General features: G+C 72.0%; 17 protein-coding genes and 1 pseudogene. 6 read left to right on the forward strand and 12 right to left on the reverse strand.

The annotated features are described in order from the left end of the window. Positions 1 to 140: 140 nt before the first annotated feature. A complete protein-coding gene (locus QFZ82_RS10665) occupies positions 141 to 869 on the forward strand; it encodes a response regulator transcription factor (RefSeq protein ID WP_307712936.1) in 729 nt (242 codons plus the stop codon). Further along, complete coding sequence (locus tag QFZ82_RS10670) at positions 860 to 2,269, forward strand: HAMP domain-containing sensor histidine kinase (protein WP_307712937.1); 1,410 nt, start codon at positions 860 to 862, stop codon at positions 2,267 to 2,269. The genes QFZ82_RS10665 and QFZ82_RS10670 overlap by 10 nt, the downstream gene beginning before the upstream one ends. Here QFZ82_RS10670 and QFZ82_RS10675 read toward each other — a convergent pair. Then, positions 2,243 to 2,431 (reverse strand): hypothetical protein, encoded by a 189-nt coding sequence (locus tag QFZ82_RS10675; RefSeq protein ID WP_307712938.1) that lies wholly within the window; start codon positions 2,429 to 2,431, stop codon positions 2,243 to 2,245. The genes QFZ82_RS10670 and QFZ82_RS10675 overlap by 27 nt on opposite strands. Before the next feature lie 324 nt (positions 2,432 to 2,755). Between QFZ82_RS10675 and QFZ82_RS10680 the strand changes: the two genes are divergently transcribed. Next, entirely contained in the window at positions 2,756 to 3,211 is a 456-nt protein-coding gene (locus QFZ82_RS10680) for an SPW repeat protein (protein WP_307712939.1), read from the forward strand. A 108-nt stretch (positions 3,212 to 3,319) separates the two neighbouring features. Here QFZ82_RS10680 and QFZ82_RS10685 read toward each other — a convergent pair whose 3' ends face one another. From QFZ82_RS10685 to QFZ82_RS10700, 4 genes and pseudogenes are all read right to left on the reverse strand, one after another. Further along, the gene (locus QFZ82_RS10685) at positions 3,320 to 4,798 is read right to left on the reverse strand and encodes an MFS transporter (RefSeq protein WP_307717690.1); all 1,479 of its coding nucleotides are present in this window, start codon (positions 4,796 to 4,798) and stop codon (positions 3,320 to 3,322) included. Positions 4,799 to 4,985: 187 nt separating this feature from the next. Beyond that, positions 4,986 to 5,827 (reverse strand): annotated as a pseudogene (locus tag QFZ82_RS10690) (alpha/beta fold hydrolase). A gap of 88 nt (positions 5,828 to 5,915) precedes the next feature. Continuing rightward, complete coding sequence (locus QFZ82_RS10695) at positions 5,916 to 6,314, reverse strand: RidA family protein (protein ID WP_307712940.1); 399 nt, start codon at positions 6,312 to 6,314, stop codon at positions 5,916 to 5,918. Further along, a complete protein-coding gene (locus QFZ82_RS10700) occupies positions 6,311 to 7,435 on the reverse strand; it encodes an acyl-CoA dehydrogenase family protein (protein ID WP_307712941.1) in 1,125 nt (374 codons plus the stop codon). The genes QFZ82_RS10695 and QFZ82_RS10700 overlap by 4 nt, the downstream gene beginning before the upstream one ends. 133 nt (positions 7,436 to 7,568) lie before the next feature. Here QFZ82_RS10700 and QFZ82_RS10705 point away from each other — a divergent pair, with 133 nt between their 5' ends. Then, positions 7,569 to 9,185: an AMP-binding protein gene (locus QFZ82_RS10705; protein ID WP_307712942.1), complete on the forward strand. Its 1,617-nt coding sequence runs from the start codon at positions 7,569 to 7,571 to the stop codon at positions 9,183 to 9,185. Between the two features lie 4 nt (positions 9,186 to 9,189). Next, positions 9,190 to 10,005 (forward strand): PaaX family transcriptional regulator C-terminal domain-containing protein, encoded by an 816-nt coding sequence (locus QFZ82_RS10710; RefSeq protein ID WP_307712943.1) that lies wholly within the window; start codon positions 9,190 to 9,192, stop codon positions 10,003 to 10,005. Here QFZ82_RS10710 and QFZ82_RS10715 read toward each other — a convergent pair whose 3' ends face one another. Then, complete coding sequence (locus tag QFZ82_RS10715; protein ID WP_307712944.1) at positions 10,006 to 12,360, reverse strand: bifunctional salicylyl-CoA 5-hydroxylase/oxidoreductase; 2,355 nt, start codon at positions 12,358 to 12,360, stop codon at positions 10,006 to 10,008. Position 12,361: 1 nt separating this feature from the next. Continuing rightward, a complete protein-coding gene (locus QFZ82_RS10720; RefSeq protein ID WP_307712945.1) occupies positions 12,362 to 13,189 on the reverse strand; it encodes an enoyl-CoA hydratase family protein in 828 nt (275 codons plus the stop codon). A 222-nt stretch (positions 13,190 to 13,411) separates the two neighbouring features. Here QFZ82_RS10720 and QFZ82_RS10725 point away from each other — a divergent pair, with 222 nt between their 5' ends. After that, positions 13,412 to 13,840, forward strand: coding sequence for an ATP-binding protein (locus QFZ82_RS10725; protein WP_307712946.1), 429 nt, complete (start codon positions 13,412 to 13,414; stop codon positions 13,838 to 13,840). A gap of 285 nt (positions 13,841 to 14,125) precedes the next feature. On the opposite strand, the gene argF is transcribed toward QFZ82_RS10725, so the two are convergent. The 5 genes from argF to mmuM form a co-directional block, all read right to left on the reverse strand. Further along, complete coding sequence (argF, locus tag QFZ82_RS10730; protein WP_307712947.1) at positions 14,126 to 15,133, reverse strand: ornithine carbamoyltransferase; 1,008 nt, start codon at positions 15,131 to 15,133, stop codon at positions 14,126 to 14,128. Between the two features lie 62 nt (positions 15,134 to 15,195). Further along, on the reverse strand, positions 15,196 to 16,428 hold the full coding sequence (locus tag QFZ82_RS10735) for an arginine deiminase (protein ID WP_307712948.1): 1,233 nt from the start codon (positions 16,426 to 16,428) through the stop codon (positions 15,196 to 15,198). Positions 16,429 to 16,724: 296 nt separating this feature from the next. Further along, complete coding sequence (locus QFZ82_RS10740) at positions 16,725 to 19,316, reverse strand: polynucleotide kinase-phosphatase (RefSeq protein WP_307712949.1); 2,592 nt, start codon at positions 19,314 to 19,316, stop codon at positions 16,725 to 16,727. Beyond that, positions 19,313 to 20,788 carry a 3' terminal RNA ribose 2'-O-methyltransferase Hen1 gene (locus tag QFZ82_RS10745; protein ID WP_307712950.1) on the reverse strand — a complete coding sequence of 492 codons (1,476 nt, stop codon included), beginning with the start codon at positions 20,786 to 20,788 and terminating at the stop codon, positions 19,313 to 19,315. Before QFZ82_RS10745 ends, QFZ82_RS10740 begins: the two co-directional genes overlap by 4 nt. Before the next feature lie 86 nt (positions 20,789 to 20,874). Next, positions 20,875 to 21,780, reverse strand: a complete 906-nt coding sequence (gene mmuM, locus QFZ82_RS10750) for a homocysteine S-methyltransferase (RefSeq protein ID WP_307712951.1) — start codon at positions 21,778 to 21,780, stop codon at positions 20,875 to 20,877. Between the last annotated feature and the right edge of the window lie 5 nt (positions 21,781 to 21,785).

Genomic DNA, 21,785 nt, shown 5'->3' on the forward strand with positions numbered 1-21,785 from the left:
TGCAAGACGAATATGCACTGAACTGCAAATGATTGTTAAACGCAGGTAGTATTTCCGCTCCGCCGACCAACCCCCAGCGAGGGCAACCGCTCTACGACCAAAGCAGTTGACCAGGGTGTGTCGGAAGGGGACCAGGGGGGATGATGAAGGCTCTGCTCGTGGAGGACGATCCAGAGGTCGCCGAGGCCCTGACGGACGGGTTACGGCAGCACGGATGGGACGTGGCTCACGTCGCGACCGGGACGGCGGCGCTCACCGCACCCGTCGCGTGTGACATCGTCCTTCTGGACCTCAACCTCCCGGACATGGACGGCCTCGAAGTCTGTCAACAGCTCCGCGTGCGGGTACCGGTGCCCATCATCGCGGTCACGGCGCGCTCCGACGAGTTCAACAAGGTCCTGTGCCTCCGCCTCGGCGCCGACGACTACGTCGTCAAGCCCTACCGGCTGCAGGAGTTACTCGCCCGGATGACGGCGGTGCTGCGCCGACCCCAGCCCCCGGTGGGCCGGGAGGTGGAGCCACCGAAGGAGCCGGAGTCGCAGGACGACCGTGTCATCACCCGTGCCGCGATGAGCATCGACCTGTGGCGCCGCGAGGTCGACGTGGCCGGGAGGGCCGTCCCCCTCACGCGCAAGGAGTTCGAGCTGTTAACGCTTCTCGCCCGGTCCCCGGGGCGGGTGTTCAGCCGCCAGTACCTCTTGGAGAACGTGTGGGGCCAGCAGTGGATGAGCACCTCCCGGACTCTTGACTCCCACATCTCCGCACTGCGGCGCAAGCTCGGGAACAGCCAGTGGATACGGACCGTGCGCGGTGTGGGCTTCAGCTTCGAGACGCTGACTGGGCCGCAGGACCCGCCTCCGTGCGCCTGACGTACGTGACGGCGCTGGGCGCCGTGATCGGCGGCATGTTGGCGGTGCTGCTGGCCACGACGGGCTGGCTGTACGCACGTCACGTGGGCGAGCGCACGGCGACCTCCGTGGCCGGCGCCGCCGTCGCGGCGCAGGCCGAGCTGGCGACCGCCGACCGGAGTGCCGAAGCGGACGGCGACGTGGCGGGCAGGCTCGTCCGGCTCGCGCGGCAGGAGGACGTCGAGCTGTCCCTGCGCCGCCCCGACGGGACGGTGCAGACCTCCGCCTCCGACCCGTCCGCCGTGCACGACGCATTCCGGGCGGTCCCCTCCCCGCCGGACGGGCACAGGCCAGGACTGCGGACGGCGCGGCTCCCCCTCGTGCCGTCGAACGGCCTATGCGCCGTTGGGTGGTTCCCGCTCGAAGCGCGGGACGCCCGGTCGGCGGTGCTGCTCGTGCGACGGTCCTGCGCGGACGCCCGCAGCCACGTTCTGACGGCGTGGACGGGACTGGCCGTACTGTGGCCCGTCGCCCTGGCCGGCTGCCTCTTCCCCGTACTGGCGCTGCGCCGGCGCTCGGTCCACGACCTGCGCGACATCCAGCGCACGGTGCGGGCGATCTCCGCGGGCGCCTACCACCTGCGCGCCGAGCCCGGTTCCCGGGGGCACGACCTGAACCTGCTGGCCGCCGACGTCAACCGCCTCGCCGCCGCCCTGCAGTGCGCGGCCGAGGAACAGCACCACTTCCTGGCGGACGTGGCACACCAGTTGCGCAACCCGCTGATCGCCCTTCGGCTGCGGATCGAGAACATCGCCGTGGAACTGCCGGACTCGGCCGCCGACCGGCACGCCCGTCTGCTGGCCGACGTCGACCGTCTGGACCGGACGCTCACCGACATGCTGGAGCACGCGCGCGGCAACCCAGCCGAGCTGAGCACCCAGGTCGTCAACGTGTGTGCCGTCGTCGAGGAGTGCGTGCGCGGCTGGGCCGCCGTCGCCGAGCAGCGGGGCATCCGCATGCGCCTCGACCGGCCCCGGCGCGCCTGGGCCCTCGCCCGTACGGGGGCCGTGGAGCAGGCGATGAACGTGCTGCTCGACAACGCCCTCAAGCACTCCCCGGAGGGGAGCGCCGTGCACATCGGCATCACGGTGGGCACTCTGCTGGAGATCCGCGTCCGGGACGAGGGCCCGGGGATGTCGCGCGCGGAGCGGGAGGCGGCGCTGACACGCGGCTGGCGGGGCGGCGAGCAGTCGAGCCATGGCATCGGGCTGTCCATCGCGGCGAAGCTCGTCGCCTCCTGTGGCGGGCGCCTGGAACTGCTCGCGTACCCGGGGCCCGGCCTGTGCGCCGTCCTGCGCCTGCCCCGCGTCGCGTCCGGTGACGAGGACGACCCGTCACGCCCACCAGTGCGTCTCCTCTGAGCGTGCGCAGTATCCGGACCTCTCGCCCCGGCCGCTCGCGGGAGAGCAGGCCGGCCTGTTCCAGCTGCCGGCGGTGCAGTGCAGCAGGTCGGCCAACTTGCCCATGGAGACGGGCCGGTTGCCCTTGCGCAGGATGACGGCCCGCAGCTCGCCGAGCGTCATGGCGAGCGCATCGGCCCCAGTCCCGTCCTCGCCTTCTCTCCCTGGAGGAGCGGAGCGAGCCCGGCGACGGGACAGCCGATGTACGCGTCACCGTCCCTGTCGACGCGATGGACACACGCGCGCGTGCCCGAGACGAGGGGCATGCAACGGTGCCGACTCCGGCCGGACATCCGGCGGGAGCGACGACAGACCTCCGGCGTGAGGAGCTCCGACGCGGTGCCCGTGAGGCCGGGGCACCGGGAAATTACCCATTGACCTCGCGGTCCGACAGGCGTTCCATGGACATAAAGGACAGATAAGGCTGCTGACAGGAGGCGGCCCACCATGACCACCCGTTCAGACATCACACAACACCCGGACCTGGCCGAGATGCGTTCCCGCTTCGAGCGGGCGACGACCAATCCCGCGGCCCAGGCCGTCGAAGCCCTGGCACTGCTGACCGGCGTCTACCTGGCGGCATCGCCGTGGATAGCCGGATTCAGCGGCCTCACCGCCCTCGCGGTGACCAACCTGATCCTCGGTATCGCCTACGCAGCCTGCATGGGCGGCCTGGGATCGGCGTACGAACGCACCCACGCCATGGCATGGGCAGGATGCGCCATAGGCGCCTTCACGATCATCGCGCCGTGGGTCGTCGCCGGAAACGTCGACACCACGCGGACCGTCATCAACAACGTGATCGTCGGCGTTGTCGCCCTGCTCTGCGCCCTGGCCATGGCAGTCGGTGCCCGGGGCGAGCGCGGACGCGGACGCAGCCTAGGTCCCTCTGCGATGAGCTGAGCTGTCGCAACCACTCGGACGAGGGCCCCGGCACGAGGATGTGCCGGGGCCCTCGTCCACGGGCCGTACGAGGCTCCGGCCGCCGGTCCTGACAGCGGCCCCGAAGACTCAGGGCCCGGGCTTCACCCCGCCCTTGAGGCGTTCCAGGTCGTCGGGGCGGACCTGGATGACGAGCAGCGCGAGCACCGCGGCGACGGCGGTGAAGACGGCGGCCACGATGAAGGCGGCGGAGACACCGGAGGTCAGGATCTCGTCGCTCCACGGCGCCGGCAGCTGACCGGTGCGCTCGAAGCGGATCCGTTCCGCCGGTGTCGCCTGGGCCGTGAAGCGGGGGATCTGGTCCTTGGCCTCGTTGGTGCTCGCCGTACCGAAGACGGTGACGAGGATGGAGAGTCCGAGGGAACCGCCCACCTGCTGCGTGGTGTTCAGCAGGCCGGAAGCCGCACCGGACTCGTGCCTCGGGACCCGGGAGAGCGCCATGAGGGTGATCGAGACGAACTGCATGCCCATGCCGAGACTGAAGACCAGCATCGGCCCCAGGACGCTGCCGGCGTACGTGGAGTGGACGTCGGTCAGTGTCAGCCACGCCAGCCCGGCCGCGGCCAGGAGCGCACCGGTCACCATGAACGGCTTCGGGCCGTATGTCGGCAGCAGGTGAGAGGTGAGTCCGGCGCCGGCCGCGATCAGGACACTGACCGGCAGGAAGGCGAGTCCGGCCTGGAGAGGGCTGAAGTCCAGCACGTTCTGGACGAAGAGGGTGAGGAAGAAGAACATCCCGAAGATCGCCGCCGCGAGGCACAGCATGATGCCGTACGTGCCCGCCCGGTTGCGGTCGGCGAACATGTGCAGCGGGGTGATCGGCTGCTTCGAGCGCCGCTCGACGGTGACGAAGGCGACGAGCATCACCAGGGCCGCCCCGAAGGACGCCAGGGTGAGCGCGTCACGCCAGCCCTCCTGCGCCGCGCGGATGAACCCGTAGACGAGCGCCGCCACGCCGAGGGTGGAGGTCAGGGCGCCGAGGAGGTCGAAGTGGCCCGGGTGCCGCTCGGACTCCTTGATCCAGCGCGGTGCGGCGATCGCGATCAGCAGACCTATCGGCACGTTGACGAACAGCACCCAGCGCCAGTCGAGCCATTCGACGAGCATGCCGCCCGCCAGCAGGCCGATCGCGCCGCCGCCGGCCGAGACGGCCGCGAAGACGCCGAAGGCCCGGTTGCGCTCCGGGCCCTCCTCGAAGGTGGTGCTGATCAGCGCCAGCGAGGTGGGAGAGGCGATCGCGCCGCCGACGCCCTGAAGGGCACGGGCGGCGAGGAGCTGTCCGGCGTTCTGCGCCAGCCCGCCGAGCAGCGAGGCGCCGACGAACAGCAGGACGCCGGAGACCAACACGCGGCGACGGCCGAGGATGTCACCGGCGCGCCCGCCGAGCAGCAGCAGCCCGCCGAAGGTCAGCGTGTAGGCGTTGAGCACCCACGACAGGCTGGTGGTGGAGAAGTCCAGCGAGGTCTGGATGTGCGGCAGAGCGATGTTCACGATGGTGATGTCGAGGACCACCATCAGCTGGCAGGAGGCGATGACCACAAGTGCCATCCCGTTGCCGCCGCCGCCCTTGTCGGGGGTGCTGCCCGAGAGGGCTGGTGTCGGCTGCGGGGTCGTCATGGCGCATCGTGCCTCTGTGGTGGGGAATCCTGTGCGGATATCACCCGTTCGGCAGGTTTGAAGCGGTTGAGTCCACTGTTTCGACGTTAAGCCCGGCCCTTGGGGAGTCACCACTCGATCATGGGCGGTCGCCGGCCCGTTCGGTGACGAAGGACCGCAGTGCGGCGGCCAGTTTCTCCGGTTGGTCCTCCGCCACCAGCGTGCAGCTGTCCTCGATCTCCAACAGCCGTCCGCGCGGCAGCAGTTCGGCCAGCCGGCGGCCGTGCTCGCGCGGCATCATGCGGTCGTCGGCCGCCCAGACCACCAGGGCCGGCCTGTCGAAGGAGGACAGTTCCTCGGCCGCTTCGAGCAGTTCGGTGCGGCGCACGCCCGCGTTGTAGCGGCGGAAGTCCTCCCGGATGGCCTTGTCGGTGCGCAGCGGCCGCAACCATCCGTCCACGATGGCGTCCGGGACCGGGTGCTTCACGAGGGCGCCGATGCCGATCAGCAGCCTGCGCAACGCCTTGAGCCCCAGCACCCTCACCATCAGCGCGATGCCGCCGGGCACCTTGCAGGCAAGGGAGATCATCTTGCCGGGAACGCCGGGCGGGTAGTTGTCGAACGCCTCGCAGATGAGGACCAGCCGGGCGAGGCGCTCGGGGTGCCTCGCGGCGACGGTCTGCGCCCGTCCGCAGTCGCTCTCGACGAGCGTGACGTCGCGCAGGCCGAGACGCTCCATGAACTCGACGACGAGCGCGTTGACGGCGTCGGGCGTGAGCGGGACGTCGCCGCGCATCGGAGTGTGGTGCGAGCCGTACGGAAGGGTCGGGGCGATGCACCGGTGGTCGCGCCGCAGTCGGCGACGACTTTGCGCCAGACGGTCGCGTCGTGCACAAGACCGTGCAGCAGGAGGAGGACGGGGCCGCTGCCGCCGGTGTCCTCGTAGTGGATCCTCCCGGCGCCGAGTTCGATCTCGGGCATCGCGTCTCCCCTCCACGGGTGTCTCCCGTGGTGGATAACGATGTTATTGCAAGCGGGTGCGGCCGGTACCAGGGACGCGGGGTCGCCGTCAGGGCAGTACGGCCGTCCCGTCCACCTCGACCAGGCAGGCGTCGTCCCACAGCCTGACCACGCCGATCACGGCCATCGCCGGGTAGTCGCGGCCCGCCAGACGCCGCCAGATGCGGCCCAGTTCGACGACGTGGGCCCGGTAGTCGGCCACGTCGGTGGCATAGACGGTGACGCGGGCGAGGTCGTGCGGGGTGCCGCCGGCCGCGGCGAGAGCGGCGAGCAGGTTGGTCAGGGCCGTCTCGAACTGCTCGGGCAGCGTGGTCCCCACGACCTTGCCGTCGGTGTCCAGAGCGGTCTGCCCGGCCAGGAACACCAGCCGCGTACCGGACGCGGTGACGGCGTGGGAGAAACCGGTGGGGGGCGACAGCTCCGCCGGGTTGTGCCGTTGCAGGCTCATCGGGCTGCCTCCTCGGCGTACAGCTCCTTGGCGATGATCGTGCGCTGGACCTCGGTCGCGCCCTCGTAGATCCGGGGGGCGCGGACCTCTCGGTAGAGGTGTTCGAGCAGGTGGCCGCGCTGGAGGGCGCGGGCGCCGTGCAGTTGGACGGCCGAGTCGACCACGTACTGGGCGGTCTCGGTCGCGAGCAGTTTGGCCATCGCGGACCGCGTCGGCACGTCGGCCGCCCCCTCGTCGTACGCGCAGGCCGCCGCGTACACCATCAGGCGGGCGGCCTCGGTACGGGTGGCCATCTCGGCGACCGTGTGGGCCACCGACTGCAGGTCGCCCAGCGTGCCGCCGAAGGCCCTGCGGTGCGCGGTGTGCGTGAGGGTCGCGTCCAGGGCGGCGCGCGCCATGCCCACCGCGAACGCTCCGACACTGGGCCGGAAGAGGTTGAGCGTGTTCATCGCGACGCGGAAGCCGCGGTCCGGCTCGCCGAGCAGGTCGTCGGCGGTCACGGGGACGTCGTCGAAGGCCAGGGCGCCGATCGGGTGCGGGGAGAGCATGTCGAGCGGCGTGCCGCTCAGTCCGGGACGGTCGGCGGGGACGAGGAACGCGGTGATGCCGCGGGCTCCGGCGCCTTCGGTGGTCCGTGCGAAGACGGAGTAGAAGTCGGCCTCCGGTGCGTTGGAGATCCAGCGCTTCTCGCCGCTCAGGCGCCAGCCGCGGCCGTCGGGCACCGCCTTCAGCATGAGCGCGGCGGCGTCCGAACCGGCGTCGGGCTCGCTCAGCGCGAAGGCCGCGACGGCCCGTCCGGCGACGACCTCGGGCAGCCAGCGCCGGCGCTGCTCCTCGGTACCCGCCTGGACGAGGGGAAAGGTGCCGAGGCCCTGGAGCGCGAGGGCGGTCTCGGCCTCCGTGCAGCCGTACGCCAGGGACTCGCGCAGCAGGCACAGTTCGAGGGCGCCCGCCGTGAAGAGGCGTTCCAGCAGGCCGAGTTCACCGAGGGCGGTCACCAAGGCGCGGTTGACGTGGCCCGGTTCGCCCTTCTCGGCGAGCGGAGCCAATCGGGTCATGGCCGTGGCGCGCAACTCGGCGCACCAGGCGGTCTGTACCGGATCGAGTGAGAATACGGGCATTCGCTCCCCACTTCGGACGGCCGGAGGCGCGGGGTGTTCCCCGGCGAAAAGCACAGTATCGCGCACCGTTGACTGTCGTCACCATCACGATACGCTCGTTTCACGACCCCACCACCAGAAGAGGGGCGAACCCATGGAGCTGACACCCTCGGCCCACCTGGACACCTTTGCGCGCGACCATCTGCCGCCCGGCGGGGAGTGGCCGGACATCCTCTTCGACCTGCCCTCGCTCCAGTACCCGCGGCGCCTCAACTGCGCGGCGGAGCTCCTGGACGGCACGATCGGGCGCCACGGCGCGGGCCGGCCCGTCTTCCGTACCGGCGAGGGCGCGGTCTGGACGTACGGTGAGCTGCGTGAACAGGTCGACCGCATCGCGCACGTCCTCACCTGCGAACTGGGCGTGGTCCCCGGCAACCGGGTCCTGCTGCGCGGGCCGACCACCCCTCATCTCGCGGCCTGCTGGCTCGCCGTCCTCAAGGCGGGCGCCGTCGCGGTCACCGTCCTGGCCCAGCAGCGGTCGAAGGAACTGGCCACGGTGTGCGAGATCGCGCGGGCCGGCCACGCCCTGTGCGACATCCGGTCGGTCGACGACCTGGTCAAGGCCGAGGTGCCGGGGCTGCGGATCACCACGTACGGCGGTGACGCGCCCGACGACCTGCTGCGGCGGGCCGCGGCGCGGTCCCCCGAGCCGTACGAGGCTGTCGCGACGGCCGCCGACGACGTGGCGCTGATCGCCTTCACCTCCGGGACCACGGGCCGTCCGAAAGGGTGCATGCACTTCCACCGGGACGTCCTCGCGATCGCCGACACCTTCTCGGCCCACGTGCTGCGGCCCCAGGCGGACGACGTGTTCGCGGGCAGTCCCCCGCTGGGGTTCACCTTCGGCCTCGGCGGGCTCGTGGTGTTCCCGATGCGGGCCGGGGCGTCCACGCTTCTGCTGGAACAGGCCGGTCCCCTTCAGCTGCTGCCGGCCGTCGCCGAGCACCGGGTGTCGGTCCTGTTCACGGCGCCCACCGCCTACCGCGTGATGCTGGACCACCTCGACGGGCATGACATCCGCTCGCTGCGGCGCTGTGTGTCGGCCGGTGAGAACCTGCCCGCGGCCACCTGGCAGTCCTGGCACGAGCGGACCGGTGTGCGCCTCATCAACGGCATCGGCGCCACCGAACTTCTGCACATCTTCATCTCCGCGGCCGACGACGCGATCCGGCCGGGCACCACCGGGGTCCCCGTGCCGGGCTGGCAGGCGCGCGTGGTGGACGAACAGGGCTACCCGCTGCCCGACGGCGAGCCGGGGCTGCTGGCCGTGCGCGGCCCGGTCGGCTGCCGCTACCTGTCCGACCCCCGGCAGACCGAGTACGTCCGGGGCGGCTGGAACATCACGGGCGACACCTACGTGCGCGAGCCGGACGGCTGGTTCCGCTACGTCGCCCGCGCCGACGACATGATCATCTCGGCCGGTTACAACATCGCGGGTCCGGAGGTGGAGGACGCCCTGCTGCACCACCCGGACGTGGCCGAGGCCGCGGTCGTCGGACGCCCGGACGAGCTGCGCGGCCAGATCGTGGTCGCCTACGTGGTGCTGCGCGAGGGGGCGGTGCGGGGCGACGGCACGGCCGCGGAGCTGACCGCGTCGGTCAAACAGCGCCTCGCGCCGTTCAAGTGCCCGCGCGAGATCGTCTTCCTCGACGCCCTGCCGCGTACACCGACCGGCAAGCTGCAGCGCTTCCGTCTGCGCGCTCTAGAGTGATCGCGTGGCCGAGCAGCACACCCCGCGATCCCTGATCGTCACCCTGTACGGCGCCTACGGGCGCGAGCACACGGGCTCCCTCGCCGTGGCCGAGCTCATCCGGCTGCTGAGCGTCCTCGGCGTGGACGCGCCGTCGGTGCGCTCCTCGGTGTCCCGGCTCAAGCGCCGCGGTCTGCTGGTGCCCGAGCGCACCGAGGACGGCGCCGCCGGTTACGCCCTGTCCGCCGACGCCCGTCAGCTCCTCGACGACGGCGACCGGCGGATCTACGCGGGCTCGTCGGCCGACCTCGCGGACGGCTGGGTCATCGCCGTGTTCTCGGTGCCCGAGGCGGAACGCCACAAGCGCCATCTGCTGCGCTCCCGGCTGGTCAGGCTGGGCTTCGGGGCTGCGGCTCCGGGCGTGTGGATCGCTCCTGCCCGCCTGTTCGAGGAGACGCAGCACACCCTGCGCCGCCTCCAGCTCGACACGTACGTGGACCTGTTCCGCGGCGAGCACCTCGGCTTCACCCCGACGGCGGAGGCGGTCTCGCGCTGGTGGGACCTGGCGGCGATCGCCAAGCAGCACGAGGAGTTCCTCGACCTGCACGAGCCGGTGCTGCGCTCCTGGGAGGCCCGGGAGGACACCGCGGCCGAGGACGCCTACCGGGACTACCTGCCGGCCCTGGACTCCTGGCGCCGGCTGCCGTACGCGGACCCGGGCCTGCCCGCCGAGCTGCTGCCCCAGGGCTGGCCGGGCGGACGCTCGGCGGACGTCTTCGCCCGGCTGCACGCGCGGCTGCGGGACGCCGGGGCGGCGTTCGTGCTCGGCGGCAGGGCCTGATCAGCCGAGCGTGAGCCTGGGCCTGGGCGCGTCGGTGCGGCCCGTCGGAGGCTTGCGGCTGCCCGCGCGGTACGGGAGCGGCCAGGGGGCCGCGTCGCCCTGGTAGTCCTGGTCGGCCGCCGCGTGCAGGGTCCAGTGGGGGTCGTAGAGGTGGGGCCTGGCCAGGGCGCAGAGGTCGGCCCGGCCCGCGAGCAGGATCGAGTTGACGTCGTCCCAGGAGGAGATGGCGCCCACCGCGATGACCGGCACGCCCGCCTCGTTGCGGATGCGGTCCGCGTACGGGGTCTGGTAGGAGCGCCCGTACTCGGGGCGTTCGTCGGGTACGACCTGGCCGGTGGAGACGTCGATGGCGTCGGCTCCGTGGGCGGCGAAGGCACGGGCGACGGCCACGGAGTCCTCGGCGGTGGTGCCGCCGTCCGCCCAGTCGGTGGCGGAGATGCGGACGGTCATGGGCCGCTCCTCGGGCCAGATCTCCCGCACGGCGTCGAAGACTTCGAGGGGGAAGCGCAGCCGGTTCTCCAGGGAACCGCCGTAGGCGTCCGTGCGGCGGTTGGTCAGCGGCGAGAGGAAGCCGGAGAGCAGGTAGCCGTGCGCGCAGTGGAGTTCGAGGAGGTCGAAGCCGCTGCGGGCGGCGCGGCGGGCGGCCGCGGCGAACTGGTCCCGGATCTCAGCCAGTCCGGCGCGGTCGAGCGCGTGCGGGATCTGGTTGACGCCGTGCCTGTACGGAATCGGGGAGGCGGCGGACACGGGCCAGTTGCCCTGCTCCAGGGGCTGGTCGATGCCTTCCCACATGAGCTTGGTGGAGCCCTTGCGGCCGGAGTGGCCGAGCTGGACGCCGATCGCCGCGCCCGGGGCCCGTTGGTGGACGAAGTCGGTGACGCGGCGCCAGGCGGTGGCCTGTTCGGGGGTGTAGAGCCCGGTGCAGCCCGGGGTGATCCGGCCCTCGGGGCTCACGCACACCATCTCGGTCATCACCAGGCCGGCGCCGCCCAGTGCGCGGGCGCCGAGGTGGACGACGTGGAAGTCGCCGGGGAGTCCGTCCTCGGCGACGTACAGGTCCATGGGCGAGACGACGACGCGGTTGCGCACGGTCAGTCCGCGCAGGCGGAAGGGGGTGAACATGGGCGGTGTGCCCGGCGGGCAGCCGAAGTCCCGCTCGACGGCCCCGGTGAAGGCGGGGTCGCGCAGCCGCAGGTTGTCGTGGGTCACGCGGCGGCTGCGGGTGAGGAGGTTGAAGGCGAACTGCCGGGGAGGCTGGTCGAGGTAGGTCGCGAGCTCCTCGAACCAGCGCAGGCTCGCGGCCGCCGCCCGCTGGGTGGACTCGACGACGGGGCGGCGCTCGCTCTCGTACGCGGCGAGGGCCGCGGGCAGGTCGGGCTGCTCCTGGACGCAGGCGACGAGGGCGAGGGCGTCCTCGACGGCGAGCTTGGTGCCCGAGCCGATGGAGAAGTGCGCGGTGTGGGCGGCGTCGCCGAGGAGCACGGTGTTGCCGTGCGACCAGCGGTCGTTGACGACGGTACGGAAGGCGATCCAGGCGGAGGAGTTGCCGCGCAGGGGGCGGCCGTCGAGCGCCTCGGCGAAGACCTTGGCGCAGCGGGCGGCGGATTCCTGCTCCCCGAGTTCGTCGAAGCCCGCGGCGCGCCAGACCTCCTCGCGCATCTCGACGATGACGGTGGAGGCGTCGGTGGAGAACGGGTAGCCGTGCAGCTGCATGACGCCGTACTCGGTCTCGGCGATCTCGAACCGGAAGGAGGGGAAGGCGAAGTCGGCGGCGAGCCAGATGTAGCGGCAGCGGTGGGTGGTGATCCGGGGCCCGAAGACGTCGGCGTGGGCGTCGCGGGTCGCGCTGTGGACACCGTCGGCGGCGATGACGAGGTCGTGGCCGGCGGCGAGTTCGGCGGCGGGCGGCGCGGGGGTGCGGAAGCGGAGGCGGACGCCGAGGGACGCGCAGCGCTCGTGGAGGATCTCCAGCAGGCGGCGCCGGCCGAGAGCGGCGAAGCCGTGCCCGCCGGAGGTGAGCGTGTGTCCGCGGTGGACGATGTCGATGTCGTCCCAGCGGACGAACTCGTCCTGCAGGGCGCCGTAGACCACGGGGTCGGCGTGCTCGATGCCGCCGAGCGTCTCGTCGGAGAGGACGACGCCGAAGCCGAAGGTGTCGTCGGGCGCGTTGCGTTCGTAGACGGTGATGTCGCGGGCCGGGTCGAGCCGCTTGAGCAGCGCGGCGGCGTACAGCCCGCCGGGCCCGCCGCCGATGACGGCGACGCGCAGGGGGTGCCCGTCCGACGGGACGGGGTGCCCCTGGGGCGCGTCGGCGTGCGGAGCGCCGGACACGGGCGTGGCGGGGGCGGGGGCCATGTCAGCGGCCCTGCCACTTGGGCGGGCGCTTCTCCGTGAACGCGGCGTGGAACTCCGCGTAGTCCTCGCCGTTCATCAGGAGCGCCTGAGTGGCCGCGTCCATCTCGACCGCCGCGGCGAGCGGCATGTCCAGTTCCGCGGTGAGCAGCGCCTTGGTCTGGGCGTACGCCAGCGCCGGGCCGTCGGCGAGACGCCGGGCCAGCTCGGCGGCGCGCTGGTCCGCCCGGCCCTCGTCGACGAGCTCGCTCAGGAGGCCGATCCGTTCGGCCTCGGGTGCGCGCACCGGTTCGCCGAGCATGAGGAGCCGCGTGGCGTGGCCCAGCCCGACCACCCGGGGCAGCAGGTACGCCGCTCCCATGTCGCCGCCGGACAGCCCGACCTTGGTGAACAGGAAGGCGAACCTCGCCGACGCGTCGGCGATCCGGAAGTCGGCGGCCAGCGCCAGCACCGCACCCGCTCCGGCGGCGACGCCGTGGACCGCGGCGATCACGGGGAAGGGGCACTCGCGGATCGCGCGGACGACCTGTCCCGTCATCCGGTTGAAGTCGAGGAGCTGCGCGGTGTCCATCGACAGGGTCGCGCCGATGATCTCGTCGACGTCGCCGCCCGAGCAGAAGCCGCGGCCCTCGCCGCCGAGCACGAGGGCCCGCACGGACCGCTCCCGGGAGAGCTCGGCGAGCAGATCGCGCAGGTCGGCGTAGGCGCCGAAGGTGAGGGCGTTGAGCTTGTCGGGCCGGTCGAGCGTCACGTGCGCCACGCCGTCCTGGAGCGTCAGCCGCAGATGGCGCCAGCGCTCGGTGGGCGTCGCGGAACCGGAAAAGGGGCTCATGGAGTGGGGCCTCCTTCGGCGGGCGGTCGGCCTGCTGCCTGCCTCTCGAAGTTATCACTCATCTGTGACTGCCGTCACGAGTGCGCGATATCCGTGTTGTGACAGTACCGGGATCCCGTCCCGGTTCTGGCACAGGTCACGGCCCCAGCCCTTCGGGGCCCCGGTCCGGCCTTCGGCTGTTCGTAGGGTGAACACACCACCGCCACCGAACGGACATACGCCTTGCCCGAAACCGCCGACTCCGCCGAGACCGCCTCCTGGCGCATCGCGCTGCCGCACACCACGGCAGCGGTGCCCATGGCCCGTGCGGTGGTCCGCGCCGCGCTGGCGGACATCGAGGCGTCCGCGGACAGCGACACGGCCGAGCTGCTCACGGCGGAGCTGGTGGCCAACGCGGTGGAGCACACTCCGTGCGGGGTGCCCATACAGCTGGTGATCGAGCTGCTGCCCACGGGCTGCCATGTGGAGGTGCACGACGCCGATCCGGCGCCGCCCGGCGATCTCTCACCGGCAGCGCCGGCTCATGCGCCCGACCCGTGGCAGGAGCACGGTCGTGGGCTGCTGCTCGTCCGCACGCTCAGCTCGGACTGCGGGCACCGCCCGACGGAGCGGGGCAAGGCGGTCTGGTTCACGCTGCCCGCCCGGCACTGACCGGCGCGCGGCCGGGGCTCACTCCACGGAGGCGGCGCCGGCCAGATCGTTCCGGCTGTCCGCGTCGCCCCCCGGGCCGGTGGCCAGCCGCGAGTGGCACCGGCCGTAGAGCGTGCAGACGACCGCGCCCACCAGCAGGAGGTCGTGCGGTGGGCGAGCGGGTGGTGCGGGCCCGCAGGTCGTGCACGGCCGCACACAAGGAAGTGGGGTCCGGGCTGAGCCCGGACCCCACCGATGGCGGCATGGAAACCGCCGTTGCGCATGATCGCCCGATCGGGCCCATGGCTATTCGGCAGCAGCGAGGGTGGCCACCATGACCGCCTTGATCGTGTGCATACGGTTCTCGGCCTCGTCGAAGACGACGGAGTGGGCCGACTCGAAGACCTCGTCGGTCACCTCCAGCTCCGTGAGGCCGTGACGCTCGTGGATCTCGCGCGCCACCGCGGTGCCGAGATCGTGGAAGGCCGGCAGGCAGTGCAGGAACTTGACGTCCGCGTTGCCCGTGGCGCGCAGCACGTCCATGGTCACCGCATAGGGAGCGAGCGCCTTGATCCGCTCGTCCCAGACCTCCTTGGGCTCGCCCATCGAGACCCAGACGTCGGTGGCGACGAAGTCGGCGCCTCGCACGCCCTCGGCGATGTCCTCGGTGAGCGTGATCCGCGCACCGCTCTCCTCGGCCACCCGGCGGGCCGTGGCGACGATCTCCTCGGCCGGCCAGTACGCCTTGGGTGCGACGATGCGCACGTCCATGCCCAGCAGAGCGCCGGTGACCAGGTAGGAGTTGCCCATGTTGAAGCGGGCGTCACCGAGGTAGGCGAAGGAGACGCTCTCCAGCGGCTTGTCGGTGTGCTCGGTCATGGTCAGCACGTCGGCGAGCATCTGGGTGGGGTGCCAGTCGTCGGTGAGCCCGTTGTAGACGGGCACGCCGGCGTGCGCGGCCAGCTGCTCGACGGTGTCCTGCGCGTCACCGCGGAACTCGATCGCGTCGAACATGCGGCCCAGCACCCGAGCGGTGTCCTTGGCCGACTCCTTGCTGCCGATGTGGGAGCCGGCCGGGTCGATGTAGGTCGTGGACGCGCCCTGGTCGGCGGCGGCGACCTCGAAGGAGCAGCGCGTACGGGTCGACGACTTCTCGAAGATCAGTGCGATGTTCTTGCCGCGCAGCCGCTGGACCTCGGTCCCCGCCCGCTTGGCGGCCTTGAGGTCGGCGGCCAGACCGATCAGGCCGCGGAACTCCTCGGCCGTGAAGTCCAGCTCCTTGAGGCAGTGGCGGCCTTCGAGATGTATCGCCATGGTGGCTGCTCCTGGGTCGCGGAAGGCGGTGACGATGGAAGTCTATACGACTCAATGCATCGCTATACAGCCTCGCGCTCCACAGGGCAGCTCATGCAGCGCGGGCCGCCCCTGCCCCGGCCCAGTTCGCTGCCGGGTATCTCGATCACCTCGATGCCCTGTTTGCGCAGATGGGTGTTGGTCGTGACGTTGCGCTCGTACGCCACGACGACACCCGGTTCGACGGCGAGCACGTTGCAGCCGTCGTCCCACTGCTCGCGCTCGGCCGCGTGCACGTCCTGGGTCGCGGTCAGCACCCGAATGTCCTTCAGCCCGAGCGCCGCCGCGATCGCGTCGTGCATCTGCTCCGGCGGATGGTCGCTGACCTTGAGCCCGCCGAAGCCGTCGGCCGGTTCGATGGTGTACGAGCGGAGCATGCCGAGCCCCGCGTACTGCGTGAACGTGTCCCCGTCGACCATGGTCATCACGGTGTCCAGGTGCATGAAGGCCCGGCGCTTGGGCATGTCCAGGGCCACGATCGTCCGCGCGGAACCGGTGGCGAACAGTCCGCGCGCCAGCATCTCCACGGCCTGCGGTGTGGTGCGCTCGCTCATCCCGATCAGCACCGCGCCGTTTCCGATCACCAGCACATCGCCGCCCTCGATGGTGGACGGGTAGTCGTCCTGCCCCTCCGACCAGTGGTGGAACGTCTCGGCCTCCGCACCCACGAAGTGGGGATGGTGCTTGTAGATGGCCTCGAAGTGCACGGTTTCCCGCTGCCGGGCCGGCCAGCGCATCGCGTTGATGCAGACGCCGTCGTAGATCCAGGCCGAAGTGTCCCGGGTGAAGAGGTGATTGGGCAGCGGCTGGAGCAGGAAGTCGTCCAGGTCCATCACATGGAAGCGGACCGACGTCGGCTCGGAGTGTCCTGCGAGGAACTCCCGCTTGGTCATCCCGCCCACCAGCGCCTCGACGAGATCGGACGTGGGCAGCGCGTCGAAGGCGACCCGCAGGTGGTCGGTCGCGAGCGGTCCGTACTCCTTCTCGTCGAAGACGCGGTCCAGCACCAGCTTCCTGGCCTCGGGGATCTCCAGCGACTCGCGCAGCAGGTCGCCGAAGAGATGCACCTCCACCCCTCGGTCACGCAGAACGTCCGCGAAGCCGTCGTGCTCCTGACGGGCCCGGCGGACCCAGAGCACGTCGTCGAAGAGCAACGCGTCCTTGTTGCTCGGCGTGAGCCGCTTCAGCTCCAGATCGGGCCGGTGGAGGATGACCTGGCGCAGTCGCCCGGTCTCGGAGTCGACATGGAATCCCATGTCTCCATCCTCGCCGCGCGGACGGTCCTTCACCCGGCGAACGGCCGACCTCGTGGAGTCCGCCGGGAGACCAGGGCCGGCATCGCCCGCCAGGCGGGGCTCGGCGCAGACATGGCCGCCCACGGACAGGCCGGAGCGCGTGACGTGCCGGCGGCCCTCCTCGCGCTCGGCACTGCCGGCCTCGTCCAGCAGCTCGCCGGCACGCGCGGCGTCGACGGCCGTGTCCCGTCCGGCGCCGGACCTGCGTACTGCGGGGAGGCACGGACCATGCCTCCCCGCAGCCGCACCGGACCGGGTCAGAGCCGGGGGTCGACCGGCTCCGACTCCAGGGCCAGCACCGCGAAGACGGCCTCGTGCACCCGCCACAGCGGTTCCCCGTCCGCGAGCCGGTCCAGGGCCTCCAGCCCCAGGGCGTACTCGCGCAGGGCGAGCGAGCGCTTGTGGTTCAGGAACCTCTGGCGCAGCCGCTCCAGGTTGTGCGGACGGGTGTACTCCGGGCCGTAGACGATGCGCAGGTACTCGCGGCCGCGGACCTTGATGCCCGGCTGCACCAGCCGGCCCTTCTCGTCCTTGGCGAGCGCCTGCAGCGGCTTGACGACCATGCCCTCGCCGCCGCGGCCCGTCATCTCCAGCCACCAGTCCACGCCCGCGCGCACGGACGCCTCGTCGCCGGTGTCGACGACCAGCCGCCGCGTGACCTGCAACAGGCCGGTCGAGTCGTGCTCCACGAGCCGGTCCAGCCAGGCGAGCTGCTCGTTGTGCGGGACAGCGGCCAGCGAGCGGCCCTGGGAGGCGAGGATCTGGAACGGCGCGAGACGCACGCCGTCGAGTCCGTCCGTCGTCCAGCAGTAACGGCGATAGGCGTCGGTGAACGCGGACGCGTCGCCGGCCCGTTCACGCTGCCGGCCGAGCAGACCCTCCACGTCGACACCCCGGGCGGCGGCCGCTTCCAGCGCCGCGCCGGCCCTGGGCAGCACGGCGCCGGAAGCCGCGCCGACCGCCGCGTACTGGGAGCGCAGCAGCCCGGACGCCTTGAGCGACCAGGGCATCAACTCGCCGTCCAGCAGGAGCCAGTCAGTGCCCAGCTCGTCCCAGAGGCCGGCCGCGGTGACGGCCGTGCGCAGCCGCTGGAGGATCTCCTCGGTGACCGTTCCGTCGTCGAAGAACGGCCGCCCGGTGCGGGTGTGCAAAGCCCCCGTGGCGCCCTCCACGCCGAAGCGTTCGCGCGCCGCCTCCGCGTCCCGGCACACGAGCACCACCGCACGCGACCCCATGTGCTTCTCCTCGCACACGACCTTGCCGATGCCGTCGGCCCGGTACTGCGCGAACGCCTCGGCCGGGTGCTCCAGGAAGGGTCCGTCAGCGGCTCCGCCGCCGGCGTCCTCCCGCGACGTCGCGGTGGGCGCCATCGTCGGCGGCAGGTAGACCAGCAGCCGGGGGTCGACGGCGAAGCGGCTCATGACCTCCAGCGCCGCCGCCGCGTTCTCCTCGCGGACGGCGATGCGCGCCATGTGCCGCGTCTCGACGACCCGGCGGCCCGCCACATCGGCGAGGTCCAGCGGGCGCCCCTCACGGGCGCCGGGCGCCTCCGTCAGGAGCGGCCTGACCGGCTCGTACCAGACCTTCTCGGCCGGAACGTCGACCAGTTCGCGCTCCGGCCAGCGCAGCGCGGTCATCCTGCCGCCGAAGACGGCACCGGTGTCCAGACAGATGGTGTTGTTGATCCACGAGGTGCTGGGCACGGGCGTGTGTCCGTAGACGACGGCTGCGCGGCCCCGGTAGTCCTCGGCCCACGGGTAGCGGACGGGCAGTCCGAACTCGTCGGTCTCGCCGGTCGTTTCGCCGTACAGCGCGTGCGAGCGGACCCGGCCGGAGGTGCGGCCGTGGTACTTCTCGGGCAGGCCGGCGTGGCAGACGACGAGCCTGCCCTCGTCGAGCACGTAGTGACTGACGAGGCCGTCGATGAAATCCCGTACCCGCTCGCGGAATTCCGGGTCCTTGGCGTCCTCCTTCTCCAGCTGCTCGATGGTCTCGGCGAGGCCGTGCGTGTGCTGGACGCCCCGGCCCTTGAGGTAACGGCCGAGCTTGTTCTCGTGGTTGCCCGGGACGCACAGGGCGTTGCCCGCGGCGACCATGCCCATGACGCGGCGCAGCACTCCGGGGCTGTCGGGGCCCCGGTCGACGAGGTCGCCGACGAAGACGGCGGTACGGCCCTCGGGGTGGGCGCCGTCCTCGTAGCCGAGCTTGGCGAGCAGGGTCTCCAGCTCGGAGCTGCAGCCGTGGATGTCCCCGATGATGTCGAACGGTCCGGTGAGGTGGCGCAGGTCGTTGTAGCGGCGCTCGAGAACGATCTCCGCGCTGTCGGCCTCCGCCGCGCTGCGCAGGACGTGGACCTTGCGGAAGCCCTCGCGCTCCAGCCCGCGCAGCGAGCGGCGCAGCTCGCGGCGGTGGCGGGCGATGACATGGCGGGGCATGCCGGCGCGGTCGGGTCGGTTCGCGTTGCGGGCGGCGCAGACGTCCTCGGGAAGGTCCAGGACGATGGCGATGGGCAGGACGTCGTGCTCGCGTGCGAGGCGTACGAGCTGCCGGCGGCTCTCTGTCTGCACGTTGGTGGCGTCGACGACGGTCAGCCGTCCGGCGGCGAGCCGCTTGCCCACGATGTAGTGCAGGACGTCGAACGCGTCGCCACTGGCGCTCTGGTCGTTCTCGTCGTCGGCGACGAGGCCCCGGCAGAAGTCGGAGGAGACGACCTCGGTGGGCTTGAAGTGCTTGCGGGCGAACGTGGACTTGCCCGACCCGGTGGCCCCGACGAGGACCACGAGGGACAGGTCGGTCACCGGGAGCCGGCGGCCCGGGGCGGTGACGGTGGTTTCCGTGGTGCTGGTCATGCGGCGGTCGCCTGCTTCGCGGTCGTGTCGGTCGTCGTCTTCTCGAACACCGCCATCTGGGTCGGCGGGCCCACCTCGGGGTCGTCGGGGCCGACGGCCACGAAGCGCACCGCGTAGCCGTGGCGTCCGGCGACGCCTTCGGCCCAGGTCCGGAACTCCTCCCGGGTCCATTCGAACCGGTGGTCGCCGTGGCGCACGTGTCCGGCGGGGAGCGTCTCCCAGCGCACGTTGTACTCGACGTTGGGCGTCGTCACGAGCACGGTGCGGGGGCGCGCCGTGCCGAACACCGCGTACTCCAGGGCCGGCAGCCTCGGCAGGTCGAGGTGCTCGATCACCTCACTGAGCACGGCGGCGTCGTAGCCCGTGAGGCGCTTGTCGGTGTACGTGAGCGAGCCCTGGATCAGCCGGACGCGGGCGGCCTGCCGCTCGCCGAGGCGGTCGAGCCTGAGCCGGCGCCCCGCGATGGTCAGGGCACGCACCGACACGTCGACGCCGACGATCTCGGTGAACCTGACGTCCTTGAGCAGCGCCTGCACCAACTGGCCCTGTCCGCAGCCCAGGTCGAGCACCCGGCTCGCACCGGCGGCGCGCAGCACTTCGAGGATGGCGTCCCTGCGCTGCTCGGCGAGCGGCACGGGGCGCTCCTCGGTGTCCGTGGTCTCGTCCACGGCGTTGTCCACGTCCTCGACCCCCAGGTCGTCGGTCTCGGCGAGGCGAACGAGCTCCAGGCGCTCCATGGCCTGCCGGGTCAGTCCCCAGCGGCGGGACAGGTAGCGGCTGGTGATGAGCTTGTGCTCGGGGTGCTCGGCGAGCCAGCCCTCGCCCGCGCGCAGCAGTTTGTCGACCTCGTCGGGAGCGACCCAGTAGTGCTTGGCGTCGTCGAGGACGGGGAGCAGGACGTAGAGCTGGCGCAACGCGTCGGCGAGCCGCAGCTCCCCTTCGAGCACGAGCCGTACGTAGCGCGACGCGCCCCATTCGGGGAACTGCTCGTCCAGGGCGATCGGTTCGGCCTCGACGGAGGTCCAGCCGAGTGGTCCGAAGAGCCCCCGGACCAGTTCGGCGCCGCCGCGGGCGGCGACGGCGGGCACCTCGATGCGCAGCGGCAGCGGGGCCTCGGCCCGTCCGGGCAGCGCCGCGCACACACCGCGCAGGGCGCTCTTGAACACAGTGCTCAGCGCCACTGCCAGCAGCGACGAGGCCGCGTAGGGGCGGTCGTTGACGTACTGCGCGAGCGCGGCATCGGGCGCGCCGCCGCGGCCCTTGCCCTTGCCGCGCCGCACGAGCGCCACCGGATCGACCTCCAGCAGCAGTGCGGCCGTGCACCGTTCCGCGGACGCCTCGGGGTAGAAGACGTGCGCGGTGCCGTGCGCGGTGGGATACGTCTGCGCCTTGTCGGGGTGCTTGTGCAGCAGAAAGCCGAGGTCGGTCGCGGGACGCTCAGGGGTGCCGGTCGTACTGATCGTCAGGAACACGCGTTTGAGTATCGTCCGGTCCGCCCGCCCCGACCAGCGGTTTTTGTCACAACCGGGCCGCAGAACGCCTTCCTCGCACCGCGGGGTCAGTCCGCGCCCAGCAGCCGGGCGAGGGCGCCGATCTCCTGCGGCCCCACGCGGCAGCAGCCGCCGACGAGGCGTGCTCCCCCGGCGCACCAGGCGTGTACCGCGGCGGGGTCGTACGCGCTCCCGCCCTGCCAGCGCCGCTCGGCGGCGTCCCAGCCCTCCCCGCTGTTCGGGTACGCGACGACGGGCTTGCCGGTCACCGCGGCGGCGGTCTCGACCGCCGCGGTCACCTCCCGCGGGTCGCAGCAGTTCACGCCCACCGCGAGCACGTCGTCCCGGCCCGCGGCCAGGGCGAACGCCTCCGCCAGGTCCTGGCCGGCCCTGGTCCGCCCGCCCGCGACGGTGTAGGAGAGCCACACCGGCACACCGCACCCCTCGGCTGCGCGCAGCAACGCCTCCGCCTCGTCGGCGTCCGGCACGGTCTCCAGGGCGAGCACGTCGGGCCCCGCGGCGACGAGGGCCTCGATACGCGGCCGGTGGAAGCGCTCGAGCTCCGCCGTGCCGAGCCCGTACCGCCCCCGGTACTCGCTGCCGTCGGCGAGCATCGCCCCGTACGGGCCGACCGAGGCGGCGACCCACACCTCGTGGGGCGCCGCGTCGGCGGCGGCGCGCGCCAGCGCGACACTGCGGCCGAGCAGGCGGGCGGCCGCCTCCGGGCGGACGCCCCTGCGGGCGAATCCCTCGAATGTGGCCTGGTAGCTCGACGTGATGAGCACCTGCGCACCCGCCCGCACGTACGCCGCGTGCGCCGCCTCGATCTGCCGCGGAGCGTCGGCGAGCAGCCGCGCCGACCAGAGGTCGTCGGACAGGTCGCAGCCCTGCGCCTCCAGCTGGTTGGACAGGCCGCCGTCGAGGACGAGCACGTCCCGGGCGAGCGCTTCGGCGAGTGTGCGGGCGGGTCTCACAGCGG

Source organism: Streptomyces sp. V4I23 (assembly GCF_030817975.1).
Taxonomy (GTDB): Bacteria; Actinomycetota; Actinomycetes; order Streptomycetales; family Streptomycetaceae; genus Streptomyces.

What these genes read in the sequence shown, in the direction of transcription:
- QFZ82_RS10665 (WP_307712936.1), top strand. Translation starts at nt 141, where the DNA reads ATGATGAAGGCTCTGCTCGTGGAGGACGATCCAGAGGTCGCCGAGGCC.
- QFZ82_RS10675 (WP_307712938.1), bottom strand. Translation starts at nt 2,431, where the DNA reads ATGACGCTCGGCGAGCTGCGGGCCGTCATCCTGCGCAAGGGCAACCGG.
- QFZ82_RS10680 (WP_307712939.1), top strand. Translation starts at nt 2,756, where the DNA reads ATGACCACCCGTTCAGACATCACACAACACCCGGACCTGGCCGAGATG.
- QFZ82_RS10685 (WP_307717690.1), bottom strand. Translation starts at nt 4,798, where the DNA reads ATGGCACTTGTGGTCATCGCCTCCTGCCAGCTGATGGTGGTCCTCGAC.
- QFZ82_RS10695 (WP_307712940.1), bottom strand. Translation starts at nt 6,314, where the DNA reads ATGAGCCTGCAACGGCACAACCCGGCGGAGCTGTCGCCCCCCACCGGT.
- QFZ82_RS10700 (WP_307712941.1), bottom strand. Translation starts at nt 7,435, where the DNA reads ATGCCCGTATTCTCACTCGATCCGGTACAGACCGCCTGGTGCGCCGAG.
- QFZ82_RS10705 (WP_307712942.1), top strand. Translation starts at nt 7,569, where the DNA reads ATGGAGCTGACACCCTCGGCCCACCTGGACACCTTTGCGCGCGACCAT.
- QFZ82_RS10715 (WP_307712944.1), bottom strand. Translation starts at nt 12,360, where the DNA reads ATGGCCCCCGCCCCCGCCACGCCCGTGTCCGGCGCTCCGCACGCCGAC.
- QFZ82_RS10720 (WP_307712945.1), bottom strand. Translation starts at nt 13,189, where the DNA reads ATGAGCCCCTTTTCCGGTTCCGCGACGCCCACCGAGCGCTGGCGCCAT.
- argF (WP_307712947.1), bottom strand. Translation starts at nt 15,133, where the DNA reads ATGGCGATACATCTCGAAGGCCGCCACTGCCTCAAGGAGCTGGACTTC.
- QFZ82_RS10735 (WP_307712948.1), bottom strand. Translation starts at nt 16,428, where the DNA reads ATGGGATTCCATGTCGACTCCGAGACCGGGCGACTGCGCCAGGTCATC.
- QFZ82_RS10740 (WP_307712949.1), bottom strand. Translation starts at nt 19,316, where the DNA reads ATGACCAGCACCACGGAAACCACCGTCACCGCCCCGGGCCGCCGGCTC.